This is a genomic window from Mycobacterium sp. DL99 (genome assembly GCF_004762045.1).
In the GTDB taxonomy this organism is placed as follows: Bacteria; Actinomycetota; Actinomycetes; order Mycobacteriales; family Mycobacteriaceae; genus Mycobacterium.
Genome location: NZ_SJOM01000007.1, coordinates 5569387 through 5582710, shown reverse-complemented (window position 1 = coordinate 5582710; position 13324 = coordinate 5569387). Strand labels below are relative to the sequence as shown.

General features: G+C 67.3%; 15 protein-coding genes. 14 read left to right on the top strand and 1 reads right to left on the bottom strand.

Annotation, left to right across the window (positions count from 1 at the left end; translation table 11 throughout):
* The first annotated feature begins 1 nt into the window (after position 1).
* The 5 genes from mshA to regX all read left to right on the top strand — a co-directional run bounded on the left by mshA (position 2) and on the right by regX (position 4691).
* Entirely contained in the window at positions 2 to 1303 is a 1302-nt protein-coding gene (gene mshA, locus EYZ64_RS27320) for a D-inositol-3-phosphate glycosyltransferase (protein WP_135458487.1), read from the top strand.
* Positions 1304 to 1305: 2 nt separating this feature from the next.
* Positions 1306 to 1806, top strand: a complete 501-nt coding sequence (locus EYZ64_RS27315; RefSeq protein WP_135458485.1) for a type III secretion system chaperone family protein — start codon at positions 1306 to 1308, stop codon at positions 1804 to 1806.
* Between the two features lie 115 nt (positions 1807 to 1921).
* Positions 1922 to 2665, top strand: a complete 744-nt coding sequence (locus EYZ64_RS27310; RefSeq protein ID WP_135458483.1) for a phosphoglyceromutase — start codon at positions 1922 to 1924, stop codon at positions 2663 to 2665.
* A 143-nt stretch (positions 2666 to 2808) separates the two neighbouring features.
* Entirely contained in the window at positions 2809 to 3996 is a 1188-nt protein-coding gene (locus EYZ64_RS27305; RefSeq protein WP_167857990.1) for a sensor histidine kinase, read from the top strand.
* 8 nt (positions 3997 to 4004) lie between these two features.
* Positions 4005 to 4691 (top strand): two-component sensory transduction protein RegX, encoded by a 687-nt coding sequence (gene regX, locus EYZ64_RS27300; RefSeq protein ID WP_135458481.1) that lies wholly within the window; start codon positions 4005 to 4007, stop codon positions 4689 to 4691.
* On the opposite strand, the gene EYZ64_RS27295 is transcribed toward regX, so the two are convergent.
* Entirely contained in the window at positions 4673 to 5494 is an 822-nt protein-coding gene (locus EYZ64_RS27295) for a DUF3109 family protein (protein WP_135458479.1), read from the bottom strand. The two genes, regX and EYZ64_RS27295, sit on opposite strands and share 19 nt — an antisense overlap.
* Positions 5495 to 5643: 149 nt before the next feature.
* On the opposite strand from EYZ64_RS27295, the gene EYZ64_RS27290 reads away from it, so the two are divergent.
* The 9 genes from EYZ64_RS27290 to EYZ64_RS27250 all read left to right on the top strand — a co-directional run bounded on the left by EYZ64_RS27290 (position 5644) and on the right by EYZ64_RS27250 (position 13259).
* Positions 5644 to 6615, top strand: coding sequence for a Ppx/GppA family phosphatase (locus tag EYZ64_RS27290; protein ID WP_167857989.1), 972 nt, complete (start codon positions 5644 to 5646; stop codon positions 6613 to 6615).
* Positions 6616 to 6645: 30 nt separating this feature from the next.
* Positions 6646 to 7767: an Rv0497 family membrane protein gene (locus EYZ64_RS27285; protein ID WP_135458477.1), complete on the top strand. Its 1122-nt coding sequence runs from the start codon at positions 6646 to 6648 to the stop codon at positions 7765 to 7767.
* A gap of 45 nt (positions 7768 to 7812) precedes the next feature.
* Positions 7813 to 8658 carry a sugar phosphate isomerase/epimerase family protein gene (locus EYZ64_RS27280; protein WP_135458475.1) on the top strand — a complete coding sequence of 282 codons (846 nt, stop codon included), beginning with the start codon at positions 7813 to 7815 and terminating at the stop codon, positions 8656 to 8658.
* 34 nt (positions 8659 to 8692) lie between these two features.
* Positions 8693 to 9505 (top strand): thioesterase family protein, encoded by an 813-nt coding sequence (locus tag EYZ64_RS27275; RefSeq protein ID WP_135458473.1) that lies wholly within the window; start codon positions 8693 to 8695, stop codon positions 9503 to 9505.
* A 37-nt stretch (positions 9506 to 9542) separates the two neighbouring features.
* Positions 9543 to 10403 (top strand): pyrroline-5-carboxylate reductase, encoded by an 861-nt coding sequence (gene proC, locus EYZ64_RS27270; RefSeq protein WP_135458471.1) that lies wholly within the window; start codon positions 9543 to 9545, stop codon positions 10401 to 10403.
* Positions 10404 to 10541: 138 nt separating this feature from the next.
* Complete coding sequence (locus EYZ64_RS27265; RefSeq protein ID WP_003882954.1) at positions 10542 to 10769, top strand: cell division/environmental response transcriptional regulator; 228 nt, start codon at positions 10542 to 10544, stop codon at positions 10767 to 10769.
* 119 nt (positions 10770 to 10888) lie between these two features.
* On the top strand, positions 10889 to 10990 hold the full coding sequence (locus tag EYZ64_RS27260) for a 30S ribosomal protein bS22 (protein WP_003402602.1): 102 nt from the start codon (positions 10889 to 10891) through the stop codon (positions 10988 to 10990).
* A 29-nt stretch (positions 10991 to 11019) separates the two neighbouring features.
* Positions 11020 to 12156, top strand: a complete 1137-nt coding sequence (locus EYZ64_RS27255; protein WP_210115586.1) for an SDR family oxidoreductase — start codon at positions 11020 to 11022, stop codon at positions 12154 to 12156.
* A gap of 35 nt (positions 12157 to 12191) precedes the next feature.
* Positions 12192 to 13259: a lysophospholipid acyltransferase family protein gene (locus EYZ64_RS27250; RefSeq protein ID WP_135458467.1), complete on the top strand. Its 1068-nt coding sequence runs from the start codon at positions 12192 to 12194 to the stop codon at positions 13257 to 13259.
* Positions 13260 to 13324 lie beyond the last annotated feature (65 nt).

The window sequence follows — 13324 nt, the reverse complement described above, 5'->3', positions numbered from 1 at the left end:
TGTGCGTCTAGCCCCGGACCTCGAGATTCCGCGCCGCGTTGCGGTGCTGTCCGTACATACTTCGCCGCTGGCGCAGCCGGGTACCGGTGATGCCGGCGGGATGAATGTCTACGTGCTGCAGACCGCATTGCAGCTGGCCCGGCGCGGTGTCGAGGTGGAGGTTTTCACCAGGGCCACCTCGTCGTCGGACGCCCCGGTGGTGCACGTGGCTCCGGGCGTGCTGGTGCGCAACGTGGTGGCCGGGCCGTTCGAGGGCCTGGACAAGTACGACCTGCCCACCCAGCTGTGCGCGTTCACCGCAGGGGTGTTGCGCGCCGAGGCGACCCATGAGCCCGGCTACTACGACGTCGTGCACTCGCACTACTGGCTGTCTGGTCAGGTCGGCTGGCTGGCCCGCGACCGCTGGGCGGTGCCGCTGGTGCACACCGCGCACACCCTGGCCGCGGTGAAGAACGCCGCGCTGGCCGCCGGCGATTCACCCGAGCCGCCGTTGCGTGCGGTGGGGGAGCAGCAGGTGGTCGACGAGGCCGACCGACTCATCGTCAACACCGAACATGAAGCACAGCAACTGGTTTCACTGCATCAAGCTGATCCGGGACGGATCGATGTGGTACATCCGGGCGTCGATCTGGATGCGTTCACCCCGGGGGATCGCGCCGCGGCACGGGCAATCCTGGGCATTGCGCCCGACGAGCAGGTGGTCGCGTTCGTGGGCCGGATCCAGCCGCTCAAGGCGCCCGACGTGCTGCTGCGCGCCGCGGCCAAACTGCCGGGGGTCCGGGTGCTGGTCGCCGGCGGACCGTCCGGCAGCGGCCTGGCCGAGCCCGACACCCTGATCCGCCTGGCCGACGAACTGGGCATCACCGACCGCGTGACCTTCCTGCCCCCGCAGTCCCGTGACGAGCTGGTCAACGTGTACCGCGCCGCCGATGTGGTCGCCGTGCCCAGCTACTCCGAATCCTTCGGCCTGGTCGCCATCGAGGCCCAGGCCTGCGGTACCCCGGTGGTGGCGGCCGCGGTCGGCGGTCTGCCGGTCGCGGTGGCCGACGGGGTCAGCGGAGCCCTGGTCGAAGGCCACGACGTCGACGACTGGGCGGCCGCGATCGACGGCGTGCTGCAGCGCGATCCGGGTCCGCTGAGCGTGGCCGCCGCGGCCCACGCCGCGCAGTTCTCCTGGGGGCACACCGTCGACGCCCTGCTGGACAGCTACGCCCACGCGATGAGCGACTACCGGTCCCGGCACCGCAGGCCCGGCCGTCGTCCCGGGCGGCGGTTCGCACTGCGTCGCGGGGTGCGAGCATAACCATGGGCACCGGCGTCGAACAGATCATCACCGACACCCTCGACGAGCACGAGCTCGTCTACCACCGGCACGAGGGCGCCCACGGCGGGCTGCCCGGCATCATCGTCGAGCTGCCCGGCGAACGGAAGCTCAAGACCAACACCATCCTGAGCATCGGCGAGCACTCGGTACGCATCGAGGCGTTCGTGTGCCGCAAGCCCGACGAGAACTTCGAAGGCGTCTACCGGTTCCTGCTCAAGCGCAACCGCAGGCTCTACGGCGTCGCCTACACCCTCGACAATGTCGGTGACATCTATCTCGTCGGCCGGATGGCCCTGCATTCGGTCACCGCCGAGGAGATCGACCGCGTGCTCGGCCAGGTGCTCGAGGCCGTCGACTCCGACTTCAACACCTTGCTGGAGCTGGGTTTCCGCTCATCCATCCAGAAGGAGTGGGAGTGGCGGGTCTCGCGCGGTGAGTCGCTGAAGAACCTCAAGGCATTCGAGCACCTGATCGAGGACTGAGTCTGAGGCTCAGGCTTACGCGCGAGCGTGGGCCCCGTGCACACGGATTCGCCCGAATACGTGCACAGCACCCACGCTCGGCCGGCGCGACCGCGACCGTGAGAAGATCCTCTGCATGCCGACGCTGATCCTGCTCCGCCACGGTGAGAGCGACTGGAACCAGAAGAACCTGTTCACCGGATGGGTCGACGTCGACCTCACCGACAAGGGCCGGACCGAGGCCGTCCGCGGCGGCAAGCTGCTGGTCGAGAATGACGTGCTGCCCGACGTGGTCTACACGTCGCTGCTGCGCCGCGCGATCACCACCGCGAACCTCGCCCTGGACGCCGCCGACCGGCACTGGATCCCGGTACACCGCGACTGGCGGCTCAACGAGCGGCACTACGGCGCCCTGCAGGGGCTGGACAAGGCCGCCACCAAGGAGAAGTACGGCGAAGAGCAGTTCATGGCGTGGCGCCGCAGCTACGACACCCCGCCGCCGGCCATCGAGAAGGGCAGCGAGTTCAGCCAGGACGCCGACCCGCGCTACGCGGACATCGGCGGCGGCCCGCTGACCGAATGCCTCAAGGACGTGGTGACCCGGTTCGTGCCGTACTACGAGGACACGATCGTGCCCGACCTCAAGGCCGGCAAGACCGTGCTGATCGCGGCCCACGGAAACTCGCTGCGTGCGCTGGTGAAATACCTCGACGGCATGTCCGACGAGGAAGTCGTCGGCCTGAACATCCCGACCGGCATCCCGCTGCTCTACGAACTCGACGAAAACCTCAAACCCCTGGTCGCGGGCGGGGAGTACCTCGACCCCGAGGCCGCCGCTGCCGGGGCCGCCGCGGTCGCCGCGCAGGGTGCCAAGAAATAATTCGCTGGACACTCGGGCCTGCGGGCAAACAGCAGGTTACCGGGGGTTAACGACAGCCGAACTCCTGTATTTGACGGTGTGACATGTCCCGTTTTGGTCGCACGCTGCTGGGATGACGTTCACCGGGTGCGTACGATTTTCGCGTGAGCTTGGTGTCGGCGTTACTGCTGACTGCGGTCGTATCGTTGCTCGCGCTGATCGTCGGTGCGGGGGTGGCCGCCGCAGTCGCCCCTCGCCTCGTGGCCAACCGGCAGCGTCGCGAAGCGGATCAGGCCGGTCTGACTGTGTCGCAGATGCTGCAGCACATCGTGTCTGCAGCGCCCAACGGCATCGTCGTGGTCGACACGTTCAACGACGTCGTCTACGCCAACGACCGGGCCTCCGAGCTGGGCGTCGTGCGCGACCGGCTTCTCGACGACCGCGCCTGGCGGGCGGCCGAGCAGGTATTCGCCACCGGCCAGCCCATCGACGTCGACCTGTCGCCCCGCAAGCTTCCGCATCCCGGACGTTCGGGTATCTCGGTGCGCGGCTGGGTGCGGCTGCTGTCGGGTGAGGACCGCCGTTTCGCCGTCGTCTACGCCGACGACCAGTCCGAACACGCCAGGATGGAAGCGACCCGGCGGGATTTCGTCGCCAACGTCAGCCATGAGCTCAAGACCCCGGTGGGCGCCATGCGCGTGCTGGCCGAAGCGTTGCAGGCCTCCGCCGACGACCCGGACATGGTGCGCCGCTTCTCCGACAAGATGGTGGCCGAATCGCTGCGGCTGGCCGACATGGTCGGCGAGCTGATCGAGCTGTCCCGGCTGCAGGGCGCCGAGCGGCTGCCCGATCTGGGCGCCGTCGACGTCGACACCGTGGTGTCCGAAGCGCTGTCGCGGCACAAGGTGGCCGCCGACAAGGCCGACATCTCGATCACCACCGACGCTCCGACCGGCTACCGGGTGCTGGGCGACCAGACCCTGCTCGTGACCGCGATCGCCAACCTGGTGTCGAATGCAATTGCTTACTCGCCCAACGGATCCGGCATATCCATCAGCCGGCGCCGGCGGGGTGGGAGTGTCGAGATCGCGGTCACCGACCGCGGTATCGGAATCGCCAAGGCCGATCAGGAGCGGGTCTTCGAGCGGTTCTTCCGGGTCGACAAGGCCCGGTCGCGCGCCACTGGCGGTACCGGGCTGGGCCTGGCGATCGTCAAACACGTGGCCGCCAACCACAACGGAACCATCCGGCTGTGGAGTCAGCCGGGCACCGGGTCGACATTCACGTTGTCGATTCCGGCCTATCCCGATACCGATGAGTCCACAAGTGACTCAGACGACCGAGAGGATTAGCGAGACCGATGACCAGCGTGTTGATCGTTGAGGACGAGGAGTCGCTGGCCGATCCCCTGGCATTCCTGCTCCGCAAGGAAGGCTTCGAGGCCACCGTGGTGGCCGATGGTCCCTCCGCACTGGCCGAGTTCGAGCGCTCCGGCGCCGATATCGTCCTGCTGGACCTGATGCTGCCGGGGATGAGCGGTACCGATGTCTGTAAGCAACTGCGTGCCCGTTCCAGCGTGCCGGTGATCATGGTCACCGCACGCGACAGTGAGATCGACAAGGTCGTCGGCCTCGAGTTGGGCGCCGATGACTATGTCACCAAGCCGTATTCGGCCCGCGAGCTGATCGCGCGGATCCGGGCGGTGCTGCGGCGCGGCGCCGACACCGACGACAGCGCCATCGGCGACGGCGTGCTCGAGGCCGGCCCGGTGCGGATGGACGTCGAACGGCACGTGGTGAGCGTCAACGGGGAGCAGATCACGTTGCCGCTCAAGGAGTTCGACCTCCTGGAGTACCTGATGCGCAACAGCGGGCGGGTGCTCACCCGAGGCCAGCTCATCGACCGGGTGTGGGGCGCCGACTACGTGGGCGACACCAAAACCCTTGACGTGCATGTCAAACGACTGCGCTCCAAGATCGAGGGAGACCCGGCCAACCCGGTGCACCTCGTCACCGTGCGCGGTCTCGGCTACAAGCTGGAGGGCTGAACCCCGTTGGAGGCCGGGGTCGCCCGATGCTCGGCCGCGCGGGTCGCCGGATGTACGGCGACCAGCCCCAGCGCGCTGCGCCGCCGGCACATCGCGGCCAGCTCGGCGTAGGCCTTCTCGCCGAGCACCGCGGTGAGCTCGGGGGCGTAGGACTCGAACACGGGGCGGGCGCCGACATGCGCAGCGGGATCACCGGTGCAGTACCAGTGCAGGTCGGCACCGCCCTCGCCCCAGCCGCGCCGGTCGTATTCGGTGATGACGGTCCGCAGGATCTGGGTTTCGTCGGGCCGGGTGATCCACTCCTGGCTGCGTCGGATCGGCAACTGCCAGCACACGTCGGGCTTCATGGTCAGCGGCTCGACACCGAGCTTGAGGGCCTTGCTGTGCAGCGCACACCCGATTCCGCCGGCGAACCCCGGCCGGTTCAGGAAGATGCACGCGCCCTTGTACTTCCGGGTGCGCAGGTTGGGCTTGCCGTCGTACTCGTCGTCTTCCAGGTAGCCCTTGCGGCCCAGGCCCTTGTCGCGGAACTGCCAGTCTTCATCGGTCAGTTGACTGACCGCGTCGTCAAGCCGGGCCCGATCGTCGTCGTCAGAAAGGAACGCTCCATGGGAGCAGCAGCCGTCGTCCGGGCGGCCCTCGACGGTGCCCTTGCAGGCCGGTGTGCCGAACACACACGTCCAGCGGGACAACAACCACGTCATATCGGCCGCGATCAGATGTGTCGCGTCCTCCGGGTCGTAGAACTCCACCCATTCGCGGGCAAAGTCGAGTTCGACTTCGCCGGGATGCACATCTGTCACGGCGCAAACGGTACTCGCATACGCCGTAACGCATTTCCCAACCGTGGTACTACGCGGAGTGGGACACACCACAAGCCTGGCCTGCCCATCCCGAAGGTTGCGGGTGGTCCGGCCACGAAGCGCCTCTCGACTGCGGTTAGGTTGGTGCAGTGCGGTTAGGCGTGCTCGATGTCGGGAGTAACACGGTGCATCTCCTCGTGGTGGATGCGCGCCGTGGCGGGCACCCGACCCCGATGAGCTCCACGAAGGCGGCCCTGCGGCTGGCCGAGGCGATCGACAACTCGGGCAAGCTGACCCGCAAGGGTGCCGACAGCCTGGTGGCCACCGTCGACGAGTTCGCCAAAATTGCCACCAGCTCGGGCTGTGCCGAACTGATGGCGTTTGCCACCTCTGCGGTGCGTGACGCCACGAACTCTGAGGAAGTGCTGGCAAGGGTGCGGGCCGAGACCGGGGTGTCCCTCGGGGTGCTCAGCGGCGTCGACGAATCCCGGCTGACATTCTTGGCGGTGCGCCGCTGGTACGGCTGGAGCGCCGGTCGGATCATCAACATCGACATCGGTGGCGGCTCGCTGGAGCTGTCCAGCGGGGTCGACGAAGAGCCCGAGGTGGCGCTGTCGCTCCCGCTCGGTGCCGGGCGGCTGACCAGGGAGTGGCTGACCGAAGACCCACCTGGGCGGCGTCGGGTCGCGATGCTGCGGGACTGGTTGGCCACCGAACTCGCCGACGCCGGTGCCACCATGCGCCGGGCCGGGAATCCGGATCTCACGGTGGCGAGCTCGAAGACCTTCCGGTCGTTGGCGCGGCTCACCGGCGCGGCCCCTTCAGGGGCAGGCCCGCGGGTCAAGCGGACCCTCACCGCGGCTGGATTAAGACAGCTCATAGCTTTCATCTCTAGGATGACAGCGGCTGACCGTGCCGAACTGGAAGGGGTGAGTGCCGAGCGCGCACCACAGATCGTGGCCGGTGCTTTGGTAGCTGAAGCTAGTATGCGAGCACTGGAGATCGATTCCGTCGACATTTGCCCCTGGGCTTTGCGGGAGGGTTTGATTCTGCGGAAACTCGACAGCGAGGCCGACGGCACAGCCTTGGTAGAGACGTCGGCGCGCGACGCCGCACGTTAAGGAAAAGCTAGCCCCAAAGGCAACATAGGTATGACAGGACCAGAGAACAGCCCATCCGGCACCCGACCGATCTCGGTAGCGGAGTTGCTGGCGAAGAACGGGACGATCGGGGCGCCCCCGGTCGGCGGTCGCCGTCGGCGCCGTCGCGGTAACAGCGACGCGGTGACCGTCGCCGAACTCACCGGCGAAATCCCGATCATCACCGACGACATCGAGTTCGAACCCCGCGGTGAATCGGTTCCCGCCCCTGATCCACTGGTCGACACCGCCGTCGTGGCACCGATCCTGGATGAACCCCGCGAGCCGCGTGAGCAACCGCAGCCGCGTGATGAGCCGCGGGACCGCAGCGGGAGTCGCGGCGGTGTCTCCAGGCCGCCTCGGGCCAAACCGGCCGCCAGGCCGGCCGAACCCGTTGAGGTGCGCACCGACGCCGAGGACGACTACGAGGCGCACCTGGCTGCGCGCGACGCCGATCCGGAACCAGTCGAATTCCGGCCGCGCCCGCGCCGCGCGCCGTACAAGCGCTCGGCGCCCGACTACCAGCCGTCGGGCACCGGCGCCGAGCGGATGAGTCCTGATCCCCTCTACGACCTCCACGAGGACGATGCGGCCGAGCCGGTCGACGCGTTGGTCGAAGCCGACGCTCACGATGTCCGCGACGTGGACACCGACGACGCGGCATACGACGACTACGACGATGAGTACGGGGACCGTTCCTACTCCTCGCTCGGGCCACTGTTCGGCGCCGAGTCCGGCGCCGACGACCGCGCCCGTCGTCCCCGCGGCGGCGTCGACGACATCGACCTCGAGGACGAAGGGCTGTCCGAGGGCGCCGATGAAGCCGACGTCTTCGACGAGCACGACGAATTCGACGAGGATCAGCCGCCCAGCTCCCCGCTGGTTCGCGCAATGTGGATCGTCGGGCAGTGCGTGATCGCGGTGGGCTTCGGTGCCGGCCTGTTCATCGCCTTCGACCAGCTGTGGAAGTGGAACACCATCGTCGCGCTGGTGCTCGGCGTGCTGGTGATTCTCGGCCTGGCCGGTGGCGTGCGGGTGGTTCGCAAGACCGAGGACATCGGCAGCACGCTGACCGCGGTGGCGGTCGGAGCGCTGGTCACCTTCGGACCATTGGCTCTGCTGCAGGCGAATTAGGCCGCGGCGCTGCGGCCGAGTTAGTACGGCGGTACACAATTGGTTGTGCGCCCAGCCATCAAGATCGGCCTGTCCACCGCTTCGGTCTATCCGCTGAGGACGGAGGCCGCCTTCGAGCACGCCGCCCGACTCGGCTACGACGGTGTCGAGCTGATGGTGTGGGCGGAATCGGTCAGCCAGGACATCGACACCGTCGCCAAGATGTCCGCGCACTACGGGGTGCCGGTGCTGTCGGTACATGCACCCTGCCTGCTGATCTCGCAGCGGGTGTGGGGCGCCAACCCGATCCCGAAATTGGAACGCAGCGTGCGTGCCGCCGAACAACTGGGCGCGCAGACGGTCGTCGTGCATCCGCCGTTCCGCTGGCAGCGCCGCTACGCCGAGGGCTTCAGCGAGCAGGTCGCCCGACTGGAGGCCGACAGCGAGGTCCTGGTGGCGGTGGAGAACATGTTCCCGTTTCGGGCCGACCGGTTCTTCGGGGCGGGCGGCACGTCCATCGAGCGGATGCGCAAGCGCGGCGGTGGACCCGGCCCGGGTATTTCTGCGTTCGCGCCGTCCTACGACCCGCTGGACGGCGATCACGCGCACTACACGCTCGATCTGAGCCACACCGCGACCGCAGGCACCGACGCCATGGACATGGCCCGGCGCATGGGCGACGGCCTGGTGCACCTGCACCTGTGCGACGGTAAGGGCGCGTCCACCGACGAGCATCTGGTCCCGGGCCGCGGCACCCAGCCGACCGCAGAGGTGTGCCGGATGCTGGCCGCGGGAAATTTCTCCGGCCACGTCGTCCTGGAGGTCACCACCTCGGCGGCCAAGACGGCCGCCGAACGCGAGGCGCTGCTGACCGAATCGCTGCAATTCGCCCGTACCCACCTGTTGCGCTGAAACCCGACCCGGCCCCTGCAAAAAGGACTCGTACATGACTGGCTCCACCCTGTTCACCGACGCCATGGCGCTGACGCCGGCCGGTGACGGCGTCTATCAAGGTGAGCTCAACGAGCATTGGACGATCGGGCCGAAGGTGCACGGCGGCGCGATGCTCGCGCTGTGCGCCAAGGCCGCCCGCACCGAGTTGGGCACGTCGGCGCAACCGCTTGCGGTGTCGGGGAACTTCCTCTGGGCACCGGATCCCGGTCCGATGCAGGTGGTCACCACGGTGCGCAAGCGGGGCCGCCGGATCGGTCTGGTGGACGTGGAGCTCCGGCAGGGGGAGCGCACGGCGGTCACGGTGTCGGTGACCCTCGGCGAGCCCGAACATCACGTGCCCCCGCTGCTGTCGTTCAACCCGGTGGTGCCGTTGATGACGCCGGAACCGCCGCCGGGTCTGGAGCCGATCGGTCCCGGCCATCCGATGGAGCACATCGTGCACCTGGCGCACGGCTGTGACATCCGGCCGGCGTTGCACACCATGGGCCCGCGGACAGATGGCGGTCCACCTGTGTTCGAGTACTGGGTGCGGCCGAAGGGAGTCGCTCCCGACGTGCTGTTCGCCCTTCTCTGCGGCGATGTGTCGGCTCCGGTGACATTTGCCGTGGAACGGACCGGTTGGGCGCCCACGGTCCAGCTGACGGCCTATCTGCGGGCATTGCCGGCCGATGGCTGGCTGCGGGTGATGTGCACCTCGGTTCAGATCGGCCAGGACTGGTTCGACGAGGACCACATCGTGGTCGACTGCGAGGGCCGGATCATCGTGCAGACGCGGCAGTTGGCGATGGTGCCCACGCCGGGCTGACACGGCCCTGACGCGCGGGCATGGAATGCTGTCGCCCATGTCGAGAATCGCGATAATCGGCGGCGGAAGCATGGGCGAGGCGCTGCTGTCGGGGCTGTTACGGGCTGGCAGACAGGTCAAGGACATGGTGGTCGCGGAGAAATTCCCGGACCGGGTCAAGTACCTGTCAGAGAAGTATTCGGTGCAGGTGACCTCGGTCGTCGCTGCCGCCGAGAACGCCACCTACGTGGTCATCGCGGTCAAACCTGGCGATGTCGAGAAAGTGATCGACGAGATCGCCGAGGCGGCGGTTCGCGCCGACAGCGACACCGCCGAGCAGGTGTTCGTCTCCATCGCCGCGGGTGTGGCCACGTCGTACTACGAGAACAAGCTGCCGGCCGGATCGCCGGTGATCCGCGTCATGCCCAACTCTCCGATCGTGGTCGGCGGCGGGGTGAGCGCCTTGGCGCCGGGCCGGTTCGCGACCGCTGATCAGCTCAAGGCGGTCTCGTCGATCTTCGATGCGGTCGGTGGCGTGATCACCGTCGCCGAGTCGCAGCTGGACGCGGTGACCGCGGTTTCCGGCTCGGGCCCGGCGTACTTCTTCCTGATGGTCGAGGCCTTGGTGGATGCGGCCGTGGAATCGGGCCTGTCGCGTGCCGTGGCGACCGATCTGGCGGTGCAGACGATGGCCGGTTCGGCGGCGATGCTGCTGGAGCGCCTCGATGAGGTGAACGCGGCCGGAGGCGCCGCGCTGGACACCACACCGGCCCAATTGCGGGCGATGGTGACGTCGCCGGCCGGGACTACGGCCGCTGGGCTGCGGGAACTGGAGCGTGGGGGACTGCGGACCGCGGTCTCCAATGCCGTTCAGGCCGCGAAAACGCGCTCTGAGCAGCTCGGAATTACATCTGAGTAATTAGATTAATTCCAACTGATTAGCCCACACCCGTCGCAGTAACCCCACCCGCCACGCTATTCTCCCTTTGTATGCGCGGGTCGGTGCCAGCGGTGGGGAAGCCGCTGGAACTGCCTGTGCCTGATTGATTGGGTTGCGATGACGTCTATGAACGGGCCATCGGCGCGGGATGCTGGCGACGGTCAGCCTCGAGCTCAATTTCTGACGGTCGCCGAAGTGGCGAGCTTGATGAGGGTCTCGAAGATGACGGTGTACCGGTTGGTGCACAACGGTGAACTGCCAGCGGTGCGAGTGGGTCGATCGTTCCGGGTCCACGCGAAGGCGGTCCACGATCTGCTGGAGTCTTCGTACTTCGACGCCGGTTAGGCACACGCCGCAGCGGTCTGGGTGGGCCTGAGCAGGCTGGCGTTTTCCGTTTCGGTGGTCGGCCCGGGTAAAGTGACCGGGTCAACCATCCAGCGTGAGTAGCGGAGACACCAGACTTTATGGGCTCAGTCATCAAGAAGCGGCGTAAGCGTATGTCGAAGAAGAAGCACCGCAAGCTGCTTCGCCGTACTCGGGTGCAGCGTAGAAAGCTTGGCAAGTAGCCTTCCGCTGCAGCCGCTAGGCTGAGCCGATGGATTCTGATGGTCGTTCGGGGGGACGCCCGACGGGAGTCCCCGGGTCGTCTGGCGCGGACTCTTCCGGTGGAACGCAGTCCGCAAGTGCGGCGCCCGCTCCGAAAGTGGTTCTGGTCACGGGTGCGTGCCGGTTCCTCGGTGGTTATCTGACCGCCAGGCTGGCACAGAACCCGTCGATCGAGCATGTCATCGCCGTGGATGCGGTGGTGCCGAGCAAGGACCTCATGCGTCGGATGGGGCGGGCCGAGTTCGTCCGGGCCGACATCCGCAACCCGTTTATCGCCAAGGTGATCCGAAACGGGAATGTGGACACCGTCGTGCATGCCGCGGCGGCGTCCTACGCGCCGCGGTCCGGAGGGCGCGCCACGTTGAAGGAACTCAACGTGATGGGCGCGATCCAACTGTTCGCGGCCTGCCAGAAGGCGCCGTCGGTCCGTCGGGTCGTGCTCAAGTCCACCTCAGAGGTGTACGGCTCGAGCTCCCGTGATCCGGTGATGTTCAGCGAGGAGAGCAGCGCCCGGCGTCCGCCGGGTGACGGGTTCGCCCGCGACAGCATGGACATCGAGGGCTATGCCCGCGGCCTGGCCCGGCGTCGTCCGGACATCGGCGTGACCATCCTTCGGCTGGCCAATATGATCGGGCCGGCCATGGATACCGCCTTGTCGCGGTATCTGGCGGGGCCGGTGGTCCCGTCGTTGGTCGGCCACGACGCACGGCTGCAGTTGTTGCACGAACAGGACGCCCTCGGCGCCCTGGAGCGTGCGACCATGGCCGGCAAGGCGGGCACATTCAACGTCGGCGCCTCGGGCATCATCATGATGAGCCAGGCAATCCGGCGGTCGGGGCGTGTCCGGCTTCCCGTCCCGCGCGGGGCGTTGTCGGCGATCAATTCACTCAGTCGCGCAACGCGTTACACCGAACTCGACCGCGATCAGATGAACTATCTGAGCTACGGCCGGGTCATGGACACTACGCGAATGCACAGGGATCTGGGTTACAGTCCCAAGTGGACGACCGCCGAGGCATTCGACGACTACGTCCGTGGTCGCGGATTGACACCGATACTTGATCCGCGATGGGTACGCTCAATGGAGAGTCGCGCCGCGGGGGTGGCGCAGCGTTTGGGATATTAGGACTGGCTCTATCCGGGGTGGGAGAAGGTATCGACGTGGCGGCTGAATCCAAGGCGAAAGTTATTCCGCTGCATGGGAACTCGAGCCGTGCCTCCGCTGCGCGCCGGGCGGCGGCCCGGTCCGACAGTGCCCGCAGGCACCCATCTGTCCTGGCCGATCCGGGTAGTCGGGCCTCGGCCGAGCAGATCGCCGCGGTAGTCCGGGAGATCGATCAGCGGCGCAGCAGCGCCTCGGGTCACTCGCCGGCCGACGACGGCCCCAGCGAACTCGTCAAGGGCATCGCGGCGGTCTCTGAATTCGTCCGCACCCGGATGACCGGTGAGTACCCGGTGGACGATTTCGGGTTCGATCCGCACATCACCAACGCAATCTTCTTGCCTTTGCTGAGAACGTTTTTCAGGTCCTGGTTCCGGGTCGAGGTGTCCGGCATCGAGAACCTGCCCGAAAGTGGCGCGGCGCTCGTGGTGGCCAACCACGCCGGGGTGCTGCCCTTCGACGGGCTGATGACTCAGGTGGCCGTGCACGATCACCATCCCGGACACCGGGATCTGCGTCTGCTGGCCGCGGACCTGGTCTTCGATCTGCCGATGGTCGGTGCGGCCGCGCGCAAAGCCGGGCACACCATGGCCTGCGCCACCGACGCGCACCGACTGCTCGCCAACGGCGAGCTCACCGCCGTGTTCCCCGAAGGCTTCAAGGGGCTTGGCAAGAACTTCAAGGACCGGTACAAGCTGCAGCGGTTCGGCCGTGGCGGGTTCGTTTCCGCAGCTCTGCGGGCGCAGGCGCCGATCGTGCCGTGCTCGATCGTCGGGTCGGAGGAGATCTACCCGATGATGGCCGACGTCAAGCTGCTGGCCCGGTTGCTCGGTCTGCCGTACTTCCCGGTGACCCCGCTGTTCCCGTTGGCCGGCCCGCTCGGGCTGGTGCCGTTGCCGTCGAAGTGGCACATCCAGTTCGGCGAGCCGATCGAGACGGCCGATTACGAAGAGGGCGCCGCCGACGACCCGATGATCACCTTCGAGCTCACCGATCAGGTCCGCGAGACCATCCAGCACACGCTCTATCAGCTGCTGGCGGGGCGCCGAAACATGTTCTTCGGCTGAGGTTTTCGCCTTACCTTCTCCCGGCCAGCAGACACAAAACTGCCCCTTTTCGTGTGAAAAGGGGC